Raw genomic sequence first — 17064 nt, 5'->3', positions numbered from 1 at the left:
ATCCATGACTATCGTTGACGCACACAACGTTGACCTCTATCAACACCGCAAGTCAACAACACAACTATGCTAAAAAAAATCAACCTGAACCCATACAGATTCCTTTTTTTTCTAACTTATAATCATTACCATCAATCCATACAATCACCTCTATCTAATCTAGTACAAACTATGCTTTTTTCACAAAAACAAGACTAATTTCTTAAATTGTTTCTTGTTATGTTAATAGCATAGCAGGTAAAATTGTTACTTTTACATCTAATTTTATACTTTAAAACGAATTCTGTTGTTAAGTGTATTCTGGTTCTTTTTTATAATATTATCCCCTTTATAGATAAGTAATCATATAATAACTATAATCCAAAAAGGTAACAATTTGTTGTTATAGAACATTAACTTATGAGTAACACCGAAGATCACAAAATTATAGAAGGTATTGCCACCGGAAATAAGCTTGTTATAACTGCATTTTATAAGAAAAATTTACCTTATATAAGGCACTATATTCTTCAAAATTCTGGTAACGAAGAAGATGTTGAAGATGTATTTCAGGATGCAATGGTCTTTATTTATCAAAAACTAAAGACAGATTCTTTAGAGCTTCAGTCGTCATTACGAACCTATTTTTATGGAGTTTGTAAAAACATATGGAGAAACAGATTAAGAAAAATTAAAAAACTAGTGATCACAGAGGATTTACAAACTGATGCAGAGAGTATTCCTCCTAAAATCATAGAAGATATCGAACATAAAGAACGTGAACATATATACCGAAAGCATTTTCTTAATCTAAGTGGCACTTGCCGCGAAGTATTAAGCTTGCTTTTCCAAGGAAATAGCATGAAAGAAATTGCTCGTATTACGGGATATTCTGAAGGATATACCCGAAAGAAAAAATTCGAATGTAAACAATCTCTTATAGAAATGATTGAAAATGATCCTTTCTATCATGAGCTACAGCTAAATTCTGAAAAAGACTGATCCCATGGAAAGAACTCCAGAAATATTTGAGAAAATAGAAGGATATCTTGCAAACACATTATCCCAGGAAGATTTGGTGGCTTTTGAGAAAGAGATGGCTAATAGTATTGAGCTACAACAGGAAGTTGAAAAACACAGAGCAATTCATGAAACCCTGGGGGATAAAGATATTTTAAACTTTAAAGAGCAATTAGGAGAAATCAGCATCGATATCAAAGAAGAAAAAAAGATCACTTCTTCCTTTATACCTTCTTCTTCTTGGAAAATTGCCGCCTCTATTATCGTATTATTAGGAATAGGCTCGTTAATCTGGCGTACCACCACTTCCAGAAACCAAACCCAGAATTTATATAGTTCTTACTACAAACCTCTTCCGGTAAATGATATGGTGCGAGGAAGTTTTGACACTATTACCGAGGTAAAGAGCATTATCAAACACTATATTAATGGTTCATATGATTCTGTTGTACTTGCATTAGAAAAACACCCCAAACTGGCAGAACAGCAACAATTACAATTATATTTAGGAAATAGCTATCTTAATCTAAATGAAGAACAAAAAGCCGCTTCTCAATTTAAAGAAATTAAAAAGAAAGGCAAATATTATGAAATTGCACAATGGTATTTATCTCTCACTTATCTAAAATTAAATAAACCCAAAAAAGCAACTTCTATACTTAAAGAAATAGTAGGATATGATGGAGTCTACAAGAAACAAGCATCAAATTTACTCAAGGCATTAGCAAAGTAACCCGGCTAAACCTATATCCTTTTCTCTCTATTTCTTACCTAACAAAGCAATAAACTTCTTTACTCTTTCTCTTACTACATCTAATCTATAAATAGCATTACTCTTTCACAACAAAGTATCACTAAAAACCTAGGAATAAGCTAATAGTAAAACTTAATACATACCTCTTTTATAAAATTTAACATTCATCAGGGTAACATAATGGTTTCTTATGACATAAACCTATAACTAACCCCATTAATAAACATTGATTAATCTAATAATTCAATCTTAACTAAAAGAAACAATTATGAATGTTATCATTAAACACATTGAGCTTATTGAGCGAATCGATCAATTGATTCGCATGCAAGCTACAGGAACGCCAGCAGAATTAGCGACAAAATTAGGAGTTTCAAGAACCAAATTATATCGTTTGATCAAAATGATGAAATCTCTAAATGCTCCAGTACAGTACAATATTGCTTTACAAAGTTATGTTTATGAAGAAGCGGTAGGGTTTAGATTTGGCTTTTTTACAAAAGAAACAAAAGTCAGGGAATTACACCCCATAGTAGGATAAATACTTAATCTAAAGTATCAGCAGACATGTATTTTTATAATCTAAAAAATGTATTCAAAAAAAATGCCTGCCCCTTCAACAAATAATGCAGGATGACAGGCATTTTTTTCTTCTCTTCTCTTATTTAAATGCAGGCAGACCTGTAATATCCATCCCGGTAATTAATAAATGTATATCATGTGTTCCTTCATAAGTAATTACACTTTCTAGATTCATCATATGCCTCATAATACTGTATTCTCCAGTAATCCCCATCCCACCAAGAATCTGTCTTGCTTCTCTGGCAATCTTAATCGCCATCTCTACATTATTACGTTTTGCCATAGAAATCTGTGCCGAAGTAGCTTTACCTTCATTACGCAACACCCCTAATCGCCATGCCAATAACTGTGCCTTGGTGATCTCTGTAATCATTTCTGCCAATTTCTTTTGTTGTAATTGGGTTCCCGCAATTGGTTTATCAAACTGAATACGTTCCTTAGCATATCGCAAAGCAGTATCATAACAATCCATAGCCGCTCCTATAGCTCCCCATGCAATACCAAATCTCGCAGAATCTAAACACCCCAGTGGCGCGCCAAGTCCACTTTTACCAGGTAACAAATTCTCTTTTGGCACTTTTACATTATCAAAAATTAATTCTCCCGTTGCAGATGCACGAAGCGACCACTTATTATGTGTTTCTGGAGTAGTAAATCCTTCCATACCACGTTCTACAACAAGACCGTGAATTCTTCCTTCTTCATTTTTTGCCCATACTACAGCAATATCAGCAAAAGGAGCGTTAGAAATCCATAATTTGGCACCATTGAGCAAATAATGATCTCCTTTATCTTTAAAATTAGTAGTCATACCTCCAGGATTCGATCCATGATCAGGCTCGGTAAGACCAAAACATCCTATAAACTCTCCAGAAGCTAGTTTAGGTAAATATTTTTTTCGTTGCTCCTCAGAACCGTATTTCCAAATTGGATACATCACTAAAGAAGATTGCACAGATGATGTAGACCGAACTCCAGAATCACCTCTTTCTATTTCTTGCATTATTAAACCATAACTAATTTGATCTAATCCTGCTCCACCATACTCTTCGGGTATATACGGTCCAAATGCACCTATCTCTGCAAGACCTTTGATGATTTGTGTCGGAAATTCTGCTCGCTGGGCAAAATCTTCAATAATAGGAGATACTTCTCGTTTTACCCAACTACGAGCTGCATCACGAACCATCTTATGTTCATCGCTTAATAATTCATCAATCTGGTAATAATCCGGTGCCTGAAATAAATCTGGTTTCATCTTTTTAAGGTATTTTCAAAATTACTGTATCTATCTAATAGTATGCTACTAAACAAATGTAGGTAATGAAAAAAAAGCAGCCAATTTTTTTGACATTTTTAAAATTATTGATCATTTTACATATACTATTAATTGATTTTGATCAAAAAAATAGCTAAATATCTTCATCTAGAGTATTCATTAGCGATAACAAAATCAAAATATCACTATATCACACAAAAAAACTAACCTCTAATTAGATACAAAGCAAACCAAATACGACAAACTACTCGTGATTCAAAATTGATTCTCTAACATCAGTTTCTATTTAAAATCAAATTCTACACTATAGTAAAAACACTAATTCTGAAACTATCATTAATCTTAATAAATATTGTAATGGTTTAAAACAAAAATTCGTGTATAAATTCCGCAGTTAATCTCTTTTTTCTACACAAACCAAAAAACTCTAAAATTGAACAATACTAGCGCAATAACACGCAATATCCTAATATACAGTATTTTATATTTGCATTTTATTTTTAAACCCCATTGGCACAATTATTCTATATGATAAAATCAAAATGATGTAACAAACTATATAAAATTAAAATGATAACGATGAAAAATTTATTTGTAGTACCTGTATTGGCTATTGGATTATTAACAGTATCTCAAAACACAAATGCTCAAGAAGTAGCATCTAGTGACAATGAAGTTATTGTTCCCATTCAGGAAAAGTATGTAGATCTAGCAATTGAGAACTTACCTCAACCAGTTCTTGATGCTGTTGCAAAAGATTATGCTGGCGCAACAATCGAGAAAGCAGCTGCAAAAGAGGATGCTTCAGAATTTAAATTAATGATAAAACAAGGTGAAAAAGAAATGGTAGTTTTCTGTGATGCACACGGAAAATGGATTACCAAAAAGTAAACCTTGATAACAAGTAAGAGTTTAAATTTATGGTGATAATAAATTAGACTTTGTAGAGTGATTGAATTTAGTAAAAAGGAAGGTTTTCATACACCTTCCTTTTTTATTTTTTCAAGAAAAAGCCGCTCACATCTTCAAATAAAAATCCTGAGTAAGATTGATATATTCATCTGTGTATTGATGCCTAGAATTTTCAATTATCAACTCGTCAATTTCTATACTTTTCTCATCACGTCCTAACAAAAGTAAACTTCTCTTTGTCTCTGATGTTGGAGTCCCTTTTACTCTAGTAATTTTTTGCATAAACAAACCTACCTTCATAGCTATTTGTAAAACTCGCTCTTCTTCTCGATAGGGTACAATCAATGCTAATTTACCATGATCAGACAATAATCCAGAGGCTCCAACTAACAAATGCTCAAAAGGAAGTGCATCTTCAAACCTTGCCATATCACGTTTGGCACTTGACGTTTTATAATCTTCAGTATAAAAAGGAGGGTTACTTATCAACAAATCATATTGATCATCAATTTCTTCTACAAACTCCTGAAAAGAGGCATGGTAACAAAATAATCGATCTCCCCATGAAGAAGCTTCAAAATTTTCTACTGCCTGCTCATAAGCATCATCATCTATTTCAACCGCATCAATCACCTCTGCATGAGAACGCTGAGCCACCATTAGTGCTATTACTCCAGTTCCTGCACCAACATCCAAGATAGAAGTTAGCGTATCATCTAATGGAGTCCATGCACCAAGAAGTACGCCATCAGTGCCAATCTTCATAGCACATCTATCTTGATTAACAATGAACTGTTTAAATGCAAAAGGTTTCATCTCTTAATATTAAAATAGTAATAAAACAATTTTATAAGTATAAATCAATTAATCCCTCTGGAGTATGCACAGTTATTGTTTTTGATTTTCTATCGATTTTATCAATGAATTCGTCATTCATAGGAATAAGGATTTCCGTTCCATCACGATCTATCTCAAACAAAGCTTGCGCTGTTGAGTCATTAATGGCTTTAATAACCCCTACTTCTCCAAATGAGGCATCTACGATTGTAAAACCTATTATTTCATGGAAATAAAACTGATTCCCTTCGAGTTTTGGCAATAGTGTGAGTGGAAGGTACAATTCTGCCTTCATGAGGTCATCTGCATCTTCTTCAGAATCTACATCCTCAAATTTTATACGTAGTAAATCGCTTTTATGTAACGAACATTTCTCAATGAAAAATGGAACCATATTGTTGTTATAGTCAACAAATACTGATTCCATTTTTACATAACTTTCGGGCTCATCAGTATCTAATTTAATAAGTACCTCCCCCTTGAAACTAAATTTACTTACGATTTTACCTAGATAGAAGCAATCTTCTTTCTTCATCGTCAATAATACAACTATTCTTCCTCGTTGCCAGCTTCTTTGGTTACTTCTTCTGCTTCTGCTACAGCTTCAGCTTCTTCTGCTTTTGCAGCCGCTTCACGCTTAGCATTCACTTCTTTCTCAGCTTCTAAAGCTTTTGCTTTTGCATCTGCTTCAGCTTTTGCTAATGCTTCTTTCTTTGCATCAACAGTTCCTTCTTTTTCTGATAACCAAGCTTGGTATTTCTCTGCCGCTTGTTCTTCAGTTAAAGCTCCTTTTTTTACTCCACCCGCTAGGTGGTTTTTAAGTAAAGCTCCCTTATAAGATAAAATAGCTCTTGCAGTATCAGTAGGTTGCGCACCATTCTGTAACCACTTTACAGCCCCATCAACATCTAAGTCAATACTTGCTGGGTTTACATTAGGATTGTAAGTACCTAACTTCTCAAGAAATCTACCATCTCTTTTTGATCTAGCATCTGCTGCTACGATCCAGTAAAAAGGTTTTCCTTTTTTACCATGTCTCTGTAATCTAATTTTAACAGGCATAAAAATTAATTTTTGGGTACACGACCCTATTCATAATTAAGGGCGCAAAGGTAACACTTTTAAGTGAAACTAAATTAATAACGCAAAAGTTTATTCTCTGGACGATAACTATTTACGTAAATACAGAAAAAAATCAACCTCAGAAATATTCTTTCTAAGACAAAAACCGACTAATTCACCTACTTTTTTATTCAAAAAACAATCAATTTGTGTATTTCATCGATAAAACATGCTTTTTTTCGATGAAAAAATTGTTTTCTTAAAATATTCATTATATGTTTGTTAGCGCAAATGTAAGTTTATGGTTTACCCATAAATAAATCATATTAAAGCCCCAAGCCTATGATTAAAAAAACTACCCTACTATTAGCAGTAATCTGTTCGTTTTTTATCTCTTGTTCTACTGATATCGAAATCAATAACCCTGCTCTACAGGCAAAAATTGATGGCGAATTATTTAGATCGTCTATCAAAAAGGCTGTTATCTATGATGATGGAACATTAGTAATATCTGGAAGCGATGCAGATAGATCGATAAGCTTTACAACTACCTCTACCAAGGTAGGAACCTATAAGATCACGCAAAAAACAATTAGTAAAGCAAGTTTTCAGAAAAACCAGACCGAATTTACATCCAAAGAAGAAGAAACTGAAGGTGAAGTTACCATTACAGAGGTTTATAACAATGAAATCTCAGGTAATTTTCATTTTAAAAACCTTAAGGACAGTAACGGCAATACTACAGATTTTAATAACGGATGGTTCTATAGATTACCAATAGAAAATGGTGTTATAGAAGAGGAAGAAGTTCCTCCTGTAGTAAACACCTGCTTACTCAATGCTTCTCTAACAGCTATGATTGATGGCACAGAAATGATTACAGATAATCATAAAGCCAAATTATTTGGAGTCGATGACGCCTCTATCCTTATTACTGCGATGAATGAAACCGAAGAGATAGCAATAGTATTTATGGCTACAACTACCCCAGGAGAATATTCATTAAGCGGATCTGGAAATTATAGTGCTTCTTATACCTTAAAGAATGATAAATCTTCTGCTTTATCAGGAAAACTAACTATAGCAGAACACAATATTGAAACCAAATGTATTAGTGGAAGTTTTGAATTTGATACCAGAAGTGGTATTAATGTCTCAAATGGCTACTTTGAATTTGGCTATTAAATAAAATAACCCCCAAAACTACCCCTAGATATTACCCTACTCAACTAAGCTTATGAAAAGCGCTTATTTAAATAAATAAGCGCTTTTTTAATGTTTTGATAGCAATTTATATGTTATTATGGTTATCGTTAATAATTCTGAATAACTTTTAGAAAATCGAAGTATCATTTTAGTTATTTTTGAAAGTCCTTTGTAAGGGATAATTTTCTTGAAATACCTCTTTTTATGTACTTGATTTTTGATACTGAAACCACCGGATTACCAAAACGATGGGACGCTCCTATTAGTGATAGTGACAACTGGCCTAGATGTATACAAATTGCCTGGCAACTACACGATGCTATGGGAAATTGTATTGAACACCAGGATTACATGGTAAAACCCGATGGATTTAATATCCCATATGATGCAGAAAAGATTCATGGTATTTCGACCGAGCTCGCAGCTCAAGACGGAATTACATTACAAGAGGTATTAGACAAGTTTAATATCGCATTATCAAAAACCAAGTTTGTCGTTGGACAAAATGTGGGATTTGATGTTAATATTATGGGAGCAGAATTCTATCGTCTTGGCTTAGAAAACGATTTACAGGAACTCCCCGTTTTAGATACATGTACGGAGACCACCGCAGAATTATGTCAAATCCCAGGTGGTCGTGGAGGTAAATTTAAACTTCCTACACTTACAGAACTACATCAACATCTTTTTGATACTGCATTCGGAGAAGCACATAACGCAACTGCCGATGTAGAAGCCACTACACGATGTTTTCTAGAGTTAATCCGTCAACAAGTCTACACACAAGAGGAACTTGATGTAGAACCTGATTATTTCCAAAATTTTAAAACTGCTAATCCCGAAGCAATTCAATTAATCGGGCTAAAACATATCAATCTCAAAAAGGCTTCTCAAAAAATACAAGAAGCACTTGCAAAAAAAGGAGGATCTGACCTCTCCCAGCAAGAGATTGATGAGAATATTGCTGCACTAGATGAGGTTGGTTTTGCCCACTTACACAACCACACCCAATTCTCTGTTTTACAATCAACAACAAGCATTCCTGACTTAGTAAAAGTAGCGGCACAGCATAAAATGAATGCGGTTGCCATGACTGATCATGCCAACATGATGGGAGCTTTTCATTTTGTTCAGGGAGTTGCCAATCACAATAAAAGTGTAAAAGCAGCAAATGAAGAAGCAATAGAAAACGGTCAAGAACCCGAAGGTGTAGAGATAAAACCCATTGTAGGTTGTGAATTTTTTGTTTGCGAAAATCATACCGATAAATCCCGAAAAGATAATGGATACCAAATTGTACTATTAGCCAAAAACAAAAACGGATACCACAATCTGGCAAAAATGTCTTCTACCGCATTTGTTAACGGGTTTTATTACGTCCCTCGAATTGACAAAGAAGTTATCAAAAAATACAAAGAAGATATCATTGTTCTTACAGGAAACTTGTATGGAGAAGTCCCTAGTAAGGTTTTGAATATTGGAGAAAAGCAAGCCGAACAAGCGCTACTCTGGTGGCATCAAGAATTTGGTGATGATCTGTATATCGAGATTATGCGCCATAATCAAGAAGATGAAAATAGGGTAAATCAGGTATTGATACAATTTGCTAAAAAGTATAACATCAAAACTGTTGCAACTAATAATACATATTACTGCGAAAAAAAAGATGCCAATGCCCATGACATTCTATTATGTGTAAAAGACGGGGAAAAACAAGCCACTCCTATTGGTAGAGGTAGAGGGTATCGTTATGGTTTACCTAACCAGGAATATTATTTTAAATCACAGGAAGAGATGAAAGATCTCTTCAAAGACCTGCCTGAAGCCATTATAAATATTCAGGAAATTGTCGATAAAATTGAGCCTTTTGTGCTTGCCAGAGATGTATTATTACCTGCTTTTGATATCCCTGAAGAGTTTCAATCTAAAGAAGACGAAATTGATGGAGGTAAGCGTGGTGAAAACAAGTACCTCAGACATATTACCTACGAAGGAGCAAAAAAACGATACGGAGAAATAACTCCAAAAATTGACGAGCGACTTGATTTTGAGCTACAGGTAATTGAAAAAACAGGGTATCCGGGATACTTCCTTATTGTAGAAGATTTTATTAGGGCAGCAAGGGATATGGGAGTCTCTGTAGGTCCCGGTCGTGGATCAGCAGCTGGATCAGCAGTAGCCTATTGCTTATGGATTACTAATCTTGATCCCATTAAGTACGATCTCCTTTTTGAGCGTTTCTTAAATCCCGATCGTGTAAGTATGCCCGATATTGATATTGATTTTGATGACGAAGGAAGAGGACGAGTTATGGACTATGTAATTGAGAAATACGGGGCTAATCAGGTTGCACAGATTATTACATATGGTACAATGGCAGCAAAATCTTCTATACGAGATACTGCCCGAGTATTAGACCTCCCCTTAGGAGATGCTGATCGTATTGCCAAACTTATCCCCAACATGTCCAAACTGGGGAAAATTTTTGGCGTAGAAGAAGCTGTCCTGAAGAAAAAATTTAGAAGTGATGAATTAGAAAAAGTTAATGAGCTACTTAATATTGCCGACGGTAGTGACCTTGAAGCAGAAACACTAAACCAGGCAAGAGTATTAGAAGGCTCTGTAAGAAATACCGGAATCCATGCTTGTGGAGTAATCATTACTCCTGATGATATCACCAAATTCGTTCCTGTAGCATTAGCTAAGGACTCCGACATGTATTGTACCCAGTTTGACAACTCCGTGGTTGAAAATGCTGGTCTACTAAAAATGGATTTCTTAGGGTTAAAAACACTTACCCTAATCAAAGACACCGTTAAAATCGTAAAAGCAAAACACGGAGTAGAATTAGATCCTGAAAATTTTCCGCTAGACGATGAAGAAACATACGCTCTTTTCCAACGTGGAGAAACCGTAGGGGTGTTTCAATACGAATCCCCAGGGATGCAAAAATACATGAAGGAGCTTAAACCTACTGTTTTTGCCGATCTTATTGCAATGAATGCGCTCTATCGACCAGGACCATTAGAATACATCCCTAGTTTTATCAATAGAAAACATGGAACCGAAGAGATAATATATGATCTCGAAGCTTGTGAAGAGTATTTAAAAGAAACCTACGGAATTACCGTTTATCAAGAGCAAGTGATGTTGCTTTCTCAAAAACTGGCAAATTTTACCAAAGGTGAAGCTGATGTCTTGCGTAAAGCCATGGGTAAAAAGCAAAAGGCCGTTCTTGATAAAATGAAACCTAAATTTATTAAACAGGCTTCAGAAAAAGGACATGCCGAAGATAGGCTCGAAAAAATATGGAAAGACTGGGAGGCTTTTGCTGCCTATGCCTTTAACAAGTCTCACTCTACTTGTTATGCTTGGATTGCTTACCAAACCGCATACCTAAAAGCTCATTATCCTGCAGAATATATGGCGGCTGTATTATCCAATAACATGAATGACATCAAGCAGGTTACTTTCTTTATGGAAGAATGTAAACGAATGAAATTAGATGTACTAGGTCCCGATGTTAATGAATCATTTCGTAAGTTTTCTGTAAATAAAGATGGAGCTGTTCGTTTTGGAATGGGAGCGATTAAAGGAGTAGGAACGGGTGCTGTAGCTACTATCGTTGAAAACAGACAAGAAGCTCCATATAGATCTATTTTTGATTTAGCCAAACGTATTGATCTTCGTGCGGCTAACAAAAAAGCATTTGAGAGTTTAGCCCTTGCTGGAGGTTTTGACTCTTTTTCTGACACCCATAGAGGTCAGTACTTTCATGAAGAAGGAGATGGAGTGACTTTCTTAGAAAAAGCTGTACGTTATGGTTCTAAATTTCAGGAAAGCGAAAACTCTTCTCAAGTAAGCTTGTTTGGAGAAGCCAGTGATGTTCAAATACCAGAACCTGTAGTCCCTCCTTGTGAAGAGTGGGGAACTATGGAAAAATTAGCGCGCGAAAAAGAAGTAGTTGGAATCTATCTTTCAGGACATCCACTCGATGATTTTAAATATGAAATAAAATATTTCTGCAATGGCACCTTGCTAAATTTTGCAGATATGGAAAATAATGTTAATCGCGAAATTTCTTTTGGGGGTGTAATTACAAATGTAGAACACCGTACATCTAAAAATGGTAAAGGGTGGGCAACTTTTATAATCGAAGACTATAACACAGCTCATGAATTCAGGATTTTTGGTGAAGAATATCTAAAACACCGCCCTTTTCTGGTAAAAAGCACATTTGTATATGCCAAAGCCTTTATAAAAGAGGGGTGGGTAAATCGTGATACAGGTAAAAAAGGAGACCCTAGAATACAGTTTAATAGTTTCCAACTACTACATGACGTTATGGAGACCTATGCCAGAAAACTTACGATACAACTAGATATAAACACACTTTCGGACACTGGGATTGATCACTTAAAAGAACTACTGGACACCCATTCGGGAAATCATACTTTAAATTTTGTGATTTATGAAATGGCAGAAAAACTAAAGCTACATATGCCTAGCCGAAAACAAAAAGTAAACATTTCTCCAGAACTACTCGTTGCACTGGAAGAGGAATCTATACATTATAAGTTGAATTAAAAAGTAAAAATACAGGAGCCGACATCAAGTTGTTGAATCACAACTTAAGATGTCAGCTCCAAATTAAACTCAAGTTATCTGCAAGTTCTTACCTTTACCTCTAACCATGGTTCTCTATAAGACTCCCAACAATCTTCATGATCATGTACATATCCTCCAATATTATCTCTTAATTTACTTTCGTAACCAGCACCAATCTTTGCTCTTTCTACATGATAGAAAATATCATAAGAACCTTCAGGAGGTATAATAGAAGTTGTCTCTCCATCAACCTTATTATTTTTCCACACTATATTATCATATGTTACAGTACTACTTAGCTTATTTTTATATTCTATCCCTATCCTAAAATTATCCGCTACCTCATTCACAAATCTTATTTCATTATGCACTCTTCCTGCAGTAGTACAGTTGAGCGCCACATAACCCGTAGAATACCCCATTTTCGCCAAAGTATTATCTTTTAAAAACCTAATCGTATACGCGATAGGCACCCCAGGATTATCTCTGCTATACACCGCATTTTCTCCTTTAATAATGGTTTGTAAATCCCCGAAATTCTGTGCAGAAACAGCTTCTGAAGCCACAGCTGCATTTCCTCCGATAGTAACTGTGGTAATATTAGATTCTTGCAATATTTCTTTATACTTAGCTTCTACAGTTCCAGAGGCACTTGTTAACCCACTTGCATAATTAAAAGCACCTGTTAACTGAGCTTCGGTAGCTTCTGCCGTAGTTTCCATTCGAAACATTATAATCCTTCCGTAATTAACCGAATGTACATAAGCTGGAGGCACCGCTGAGCTAAAAGCAGCTTTTATATTTGACAATCCCACTGTAGCACCAAAAACAGACGCAGGATTATCTGGAGTATCCATCGTAATGGTATAAAAAACCTGTTTAAAAACCATCATAGCAATTCTCTTTGTTGTAGTACTTTCATAGTTAAACTGTGCAGAAACATCTCCAGTTGCCCATTCTGTATTTAGACCAACTTCCAAACTCATTTGTTTCGAAGAATACGATGTAGAAGCGCTATATGATGAATTAGCAGCATTAACATACCCCTCTTGATACGCATTAGCATTCCACCACTCAAGAGCATCATCAATCTTAGCTTGTACATTTGAATTTCTAGGATCTTCTACAATTATATTTCCTTGATTTCCAATACCAGGAAGATCCAAACGCAATGTCATTGGCGCTCTCCCTAACGTAAAAGCCTCTGGCAAACCATCTCGCATTGATCCATTTCCTTTTACTAACGCCCCTGGCCACACGATACCATTAGTAGGTCTAAGGATAGCTACATCCTCGAAATTAGCTTTTAAATTATAATCGACACGCACACAGGTTGTATTAATCCCCTCTCCATAAGAGCTATCGGTAGAACTATCACCAGAAGTTTTTAACAGGGCTTCTCCCCCTGTATCCTCTACACCCAGTAGCTCATCCTGATTATAGTCCAGGTTTTTCACAAAGTCATTAATCGTATTTGCTTCTGGATTTTCCGGAACTTCCGGCCCACCACCATCCTCGTCTTTACTGCAAGAATTACATGCCACTAAAGCCATTACTAAAAAAATCAAAATGAATGCTTGGGGCATTTTTAAAATTGAAGTTTTCATGTTTTTTTGTTTTACTGATTCAACAATTCAAAACTAGATGAAAACAAGACTCACACCCAATTTAAGGTATAGACAAAGCATGGACAGATGTCAAAATCACTACTTCAAAAAACAAAAACGTATTGAGACATCTTACAATCTGTCATTATTAAATTTTTTATTTTCAGCTAGTTAACATGAAATCACAAATAAAATGAGGCAAAAAAGCAAACTTCGATCATAAACTTCGATTCATTACAACACGGACAAGGAAAGGTTTCTGAGTAATTAATGTTTATCTTAGACAGAAGATAAACATTTCTATATTATGAGATTCTTAGTTTTATTAGTTCTTACTTTTATTCTATTCATTCCCGAATTATCTGCCCAAGACAAGAAATTAGTAGATAGCTTAAAAAATGTTTTAAACAGCTATCCCCATCAAGATAGTACAAGAGTAACTATTCTTACACTACTTCATGAAAAATTGATGTTTTCCAAACCATTAGAAGCTAAACGATATGCCGAAGAGGAACTAGAAATATCTAAAAAAATTAATTATAAAAAAGGTATAGGAAAAGGTTTATTACATCTAGCTGACTTTTATACCAATAGAAACAACTCAGATTCTGCTTTGTATTATTACAATGAAGCCAAGGCTACCTTTAATGATATCGGTTCTTATCGAGGCTTATTATTTTCAAATCACTCAATTGCAGATATCTTAAGAAGTAAAGGAGATTTTGAGGGTGCAATAAAACTTACACAAGAAAACCTTCAACTTATAGAAAAGGAAGAGAAAAACAATATAGCTAAGGCAAAATTTACAGGAGCCCAATACAATAGTCTTACCAATATATATGTGGAAAAAGGGAGCTATAAACTGGCAATGATACAAGCAATAAAAGCCCTGGAATTATTTACTGAGATAAAGGATATAACCAGAAAGGCTGATATTTTAAAGCTTTTAGGGGATTTAGAGTACGCATCAGAGAATTATGAAAATTCTTTAAAATATTTTGAAGAAGCAATTGCTATTTATACCAAAGAAAACGATGTGGTTTATTTGGCATACGCAAAGAATTCCGCAGCAAAAACTTTAAAAAAATTAGGACGAATTAGTGATGCCGAAACTTATCTAAAACAAACAATAGAGTTATCAAGAAAGCACAAAACACAGGCTTCTTTAGCTAGTTCACTTAATGATCTGGGGCAATTACAAATTGACCAAAAGGAATATAAAAAAGCCAAAATGAATTTTACAGAAGCCAAAGAAATAGCCCAGAAAGAAGATATAAAAATTGCTTTAATAAATTCACGAAAAGGGTTAAGCGATGTCCATAAAAACCTAAAAAACAATAACAAATCACTCACTCACATTAATTTAGCGGTAGACATTGCCGAAAAAATTGGGGCAATGTCACATTTAAAAGATCTGTATACAAAACGATCTACTATTCTCGAGAAACTAAATAAAGATAAAAATGCCCTACAGGATTTACACAAATCACAAAAAATAAGTGACAGTCTTTTTTCTATAAAAAAAGCGCAACAAATAGAAGAACTACGCACCATATATGAAACAGAAAAAAAAGAAGCTGCAATTGCGCTACAAAAAGAAGAAATCAAAACATTAACCCAACAAGTAGAAATTGGTAATCTTCGCAAAGCCTTATATGCCGGAGGAATGGCTTCTTTTATAGTAATATCAGGGCTTTTGTTCTTTGGTTTCAGACAACGGCTAAAAAAGAATAAAATCGAAAGAGAAAAACAAGAGACAATCTACAAACAAGAAATTGAGCATAAGAAGAAAGAGCTGACTTCTCAGACCCTGCATTTGGTACAAAAAAATAGCTTTATTCAGGAATTAAAAGAAAATTTAGAGCGAATCAAAAATTCTCCTGATCTTTTTAAAGTAGAATTTAAACGCTTAGTGATGCTATTAAAGAAAGAAAGTGCAGAAGATAAAGATTGGGAAGTTTTCAAATCATATTTTATCAACGTACACAATAATTTTGATCTTAAGCTAAAAAACATCTACAGTGAGATTACCGAAAAAGAAATTAGATTAGCCGCTTTTTTAAGAATGAAACTAACAACCAAAGAAATCGCTTCCATTCTTAATGTACTCCCTGATAGCGTATTAAAATCAAAATACCGCCTCAAAAAGAAACTTAATTTAGACAAAAACACAGATTTATATCAGTTTTTAGACACTCTCTAGCCACAAAGAATCCTTTGTTTTAATGAAGCGATCATATACCTTCAGCTCTAAACAGTTTAATACGTCTTACTACATCAAAAACATCCATTTCTTTTCTTGCCATAGGACAAGTGTATTAATTCGCAAACCTTTTACATTTGCTATATCGTACAAAACAAACCATTTACGCCTTTTTTTGGCTAGTTCATTTTTTATCTGTTTAAAAAAAATGTGATAAACAAAACACCTGGAATAGTTTTTTTAATCATAAAACCATAGTTATGTTAGAAAATATAGCATCGTATGTCTCAATTGTTTTTATACTCACCACAGGTATTAGTGTTTTTTTGTTTTACAAAGCATGTAACAATTCAAAAAAAGTTTTGTTCATACTTATTGGGTGGGCATCTATACAAGGAATATTGGGATATTCATTTTTCTATCAAGATACTACATCTTTTCCACCTCGTTTTGGCTTAGCTCTTGTACCACCTTTACTTCTAATTATTTCTTTATTTTTTACCAAAAAAGGGAAGCTATTTATCCATACTCTTAGTATTAAAACATTAACATTACTTCATACTGTAAGGATACCCGTAGAGCTTGTTTTATATTGGTTGTTTTTGCACAAAGCTATACCTGAGCTTATGACATTTTCGGGTAGAAATTTTGACATTCTTGCAGGAATCACAGCTCCTTTTATATTCTATTTTGGATATATAAATAAAATCATTAGACCTAGAGTTCTCCTAACCTGGAATATTGTTTGTTTATTGTTATTATTATTTATTATACTTAATGCGATTCTCTCCTTCCCTTCTCCTTTTCAGCAATTTGCTTTTGATCAGCCTAATATTGCCTTACTATATCTTCCTTACGTATGGTTACCCTCTGTAATAGTTCCAATTGTATTATTTTCTCATTTGGTCTCAATACATTACTTATTAAAAGAGCTTAAAATTCTAAAATAATTCGACTTATAATCATCATTTTGACACCTAATTAGTTATAAAGTAATACTTTCATATTATATTTG

General features: G+C 34.3%; 13 protein-coding genes. 8 read left to right on the top strand and 5 right to left on the bottom strand.

Annotation, left to right across the window (positions count from 1 at the left end; all coding sequences use genetic code 11):
• The first annotated feature begins 399 nt into the window (after positions 1–399).
• From C1X07_RS08470 to C1X07_RS08460, 3 genes are all read left to right on the top strand, one after another.
• Entirely contained in the window at positions 400–981 is a 582-nt protein-coding gene (locus C1X07_RS08470) for an RNA polymerase sigma factor (protein ID WP_103069539.1), read from the top strand.
• 4 nt (positions 982–985) lie between these two features.
• The gene (locus C1X07_RS08465) at positions 986–1732 is read left to right on the top strand and encodes a tetratricopeptide repeat protein (RefSeq protein ID WP_103069538.1); all 747 of its coding nucleotides are present in this window, start codon (positions 986–988) and stop codon (positions 1730–1732) included.
• A gap of 289 nt (positions 1733–2021) precedes the next feature.
• Complete coding sequence (locus tag C1X07_RS08460; RefSeq protein ID WP_128755223.1) at positions 2022–2294, top strand: helix-turn-helix domain-containing protein; 273 nt, start codon at positions 2022–2024, stop codon at positions 2292–2294.
• Positions 2295–2414: 120 nt separating this feature from the next.
• Here the strand turns inward: C1X07_RS08460 and C1X07_RS08455 are convergent, their stop codons facing one another.
• Positions 2415–3593 carry an acyl-CoA dehydrogenase family protein gene (locus C1X07_RS08455; protein WP_103069536.1) on the bottom strand — a complete coding sequence of 393 codons (1179 nt, stop codon included), beginning with the start codon at positions 3591–3593 and terminating at the stop codon, positions 2415–2417.
• A gap of 600 nt (positions 3594–4193) precedes the next feature.
• On the opposite strand from C1X07_RS08455, the gene C1X07_RS08450 reads away from it, so the two are divergent.
• Entirely contained in the window at positions 4194–4505 is a 312-nt protein-coding gene (locus C1X07_RS08450; protein ID WP_103069535.1) for a hypothetical protein, read from the top strand.
• 126 nt (positions 4506–4631) lie between these two features.
• Here C1X07_RS08450 and C1X07_RS08445 read toward each other — a convergent pair whose 3' ends face one another.
• The 3 genes from C1X07_RS08445 to C1X07_RS08435 form a co-directional block, all read right to left on the bottom strand.
• A complete protein-coding gene (locus C1X07_RS08445) occupies positions 4632–5291 on the bottom strand; it encodes a tRNA1(Val) (adenine(37)-N6)-methyltransferase (protein WP_241507215.1) in 660 nt (219 codons plus the stop codon).
• An 82-nt stretch (positions 5292–5373) separates the two neighbouring features.
• Positions 5374–5898, bottom strand: coding sequence for a ribosome maturation factor RimM (rimM, locus tag C1X07_RS08440; RefSeq protein ID WP_103069533.1), 525 nt, complete (start codon positions 5896–5898; stop codon positions 5374–5376).
• A gap of 14 nt (positions 5899–5912) precedes the next feature.
• Positions 5913–6425: a 30S ribosomal protein S16 gene (locus C1X07_RS08435; RefSeq protein WP_103069532.1), complete on the bottom strand. Its 513-nt coding sequence runs from the start codon at positions 6423–6425 to the stop codon at positions 5913–5915.
• A 342-nt stretch (positions 6426–6767) separates the two neighbouring features.
• Here C1X07_RS08435 and C1X07_RS08430 point away from each other — a divergent pair, with 342 nt between their 5' ends.
• The gene (locus C1X07_RS08430) at positions 6768–7610 is read left to right on the top strand and encodes a DUF6252 family protein (protein ID WP_103069531.1); all 843 of its coding nucleotides are present in this window, start codon (positions 6768–6770) and stop codon (positions 7608–7610) included.
• Between the two features lie 225 nt (positions 7611–7835).
• Entirely contained in the window at positions 7836–12218 is a 4383-nt protein-coding gene (gene dnaE / locus C1X07_RS08425) for a DNA polymerase III subunit alpha (RefSeq protein ID WP_103069530.1), read from the top strand.
• Positions 12219–12292: 74 nt separating this feature from the next.
• Here the strand turns inward: dnaE and C1X07_RS08420 are convergent, their stop codons facing one another.
• A complete protein-coding gene (locus C1X07_RS08420) occupies positions 12293–13846 on the bottom strand; it encodes a thiol-activated cytolysin family protein (RefSeq protein ID WP_103069529.1) in 1554 nt (517 codons plus the stop codon).
• A 307-nt stretch (positions 13847–14153) separates the two neighbouring features.
• Between C1X07_RS08420 and C1X07_RS08415 the strand changes: the two genes are divergently transcribed.
• Together C1X07_RS08415 and C1X07_RS08410 are read left to right on the top strand one after the other, a co-directional pair.
• Positions 14154–16049, top strand: a complete 1896-nt coding sequence (locus C1X07_RS08415) for a tetratricopeptide repeat protein (RefSeq protein ID WP_103069528.1) — start codon at positions 14154–14156, stop codon at positions 16047–16049.
• A 260-nt stretch (positions 16050–16309) separates the two neighbouring features.
• Positions 16310–16999: a hypothetical protein gene (locus C1X07_RS08410; protein WP_103069527.1), complete on the top strand. Its 690-nt coding sequence runs from the start codon at positions 16310–16312 to the stop codon at positions 16997–16999.
• Positions 17000–17064 lie beyond the last annotated feature (65 nt).

The sequence above is a fragment of the Aquimarina sediminis genome (assembly GCF_002895435.1).
Classification (GTDB): Bacteria; Bacteroidota; Bacteroidia; order Flavobacteriales; family Flavobacteriaceae; genus Aquimarina; species Aquimarina sediminis.
The sequence above is the reverse complement of the archived record's forward strand: the minus strand, read 5'-3'. Positions and strand labels throughout refer to the sequence as shown.

What these genes read in the sequence shown, in the direction of transcription:
- C1X07_RS08410 (WP_103069527.1), top strand. Translation starts at nt 16,310, where the DNA reads ATGTTAGAAAATATAGCATCGTATGTCTCAATTGTTTTTATACTCACC.
- C1X07_RS08460 (WP_128755223.1), top strand. Translation starts at nt 2,022, where the DNA reads ATGAATGTTATCATTAAACACATTGAGCTTATTGAGCGAATCGATCAA.
- C1X07_RS08420 (WP_103069529.1), bottom strand. Translation starts at nt 13,846, where the DNA reads ATGAAAACTTCAATTTTAAAAATGCCCCAAGCATTCATTTTGATTTTT.
- dnaE (WP_103069530.1), top strand. Translation starts at nt 7,836, where the DNA reads ATGTACTTGATTTTTGATACTGAAACCACCGGATTACCAAAACGATGG.
- C1X07_RS08470 (WP_103069539.1), top strand. Translation starts at nt 400, where the DNA reads ATGAGTAACACCGAAGATCACAAAATTATAGAAGGTATTGCCACCGGA.
- C1X07_RS08430 (WP_103069531.1), top strand. Translation starts at nt 6,768, where the DNA reads ATGATTAAAAAAACTACCCTACTATTAGCAGTAATCTGTTCGTTTTTT.
- C1X07_RS08435 (WP_103069532.1), bottom strand. Translation starts at nt 6,425, where the DNA reads ATGCCTGTTAAAATTAGATTACAGAGACATGGTAAAAAAGGAAAACCT.
- rimM (WP_103069533.1), bottom strand. Translation starts at nt 5,898, where the DNA reads ATGAAGAAAGAAGATTGCTTCTATCTAGGTAAAATCGTAAGTAAATTT.
- C1X07_RS08445 (WP_241507215.1), bottom strand. Translation starts at nt 5,291, where the DNA reads ATGAAGATTGGCACTGATGGCGTACTTCTTGGTGCATGGACTCCATTA.
- C1X07_RS08450 (WP_103069535.1), top strand. Translation starts at nt 4,194, where the DNA reads ATGAAAAATTTATTTGTAGTACCTGTATTGGCTATTGGATTATTAACA.
- C1X07_RS08455 (WP_103069536.1), bottom strand. Translation starts at nt 3,593, where the DNA reads ATGAAACCAGATTTATTTCAGGCACCGGATTATTACCAGATTGATGAA.
- C1X07_RS08465 (WP_103069538.1), top strand. Translation starts at nt 986, where the DNA reads ATGGAAAGAACTCCAGAAATATTTGAGAAAATAGAAGGATATCTTGCA.
- C1X07_RS08415 (WP_103069528.1), top strand. Translation starts at nt 14,154, where the DNA reads ATGAGATTCTTAGTTTTATTAGTTCTTACTTTTATTCTATTCATTCCC.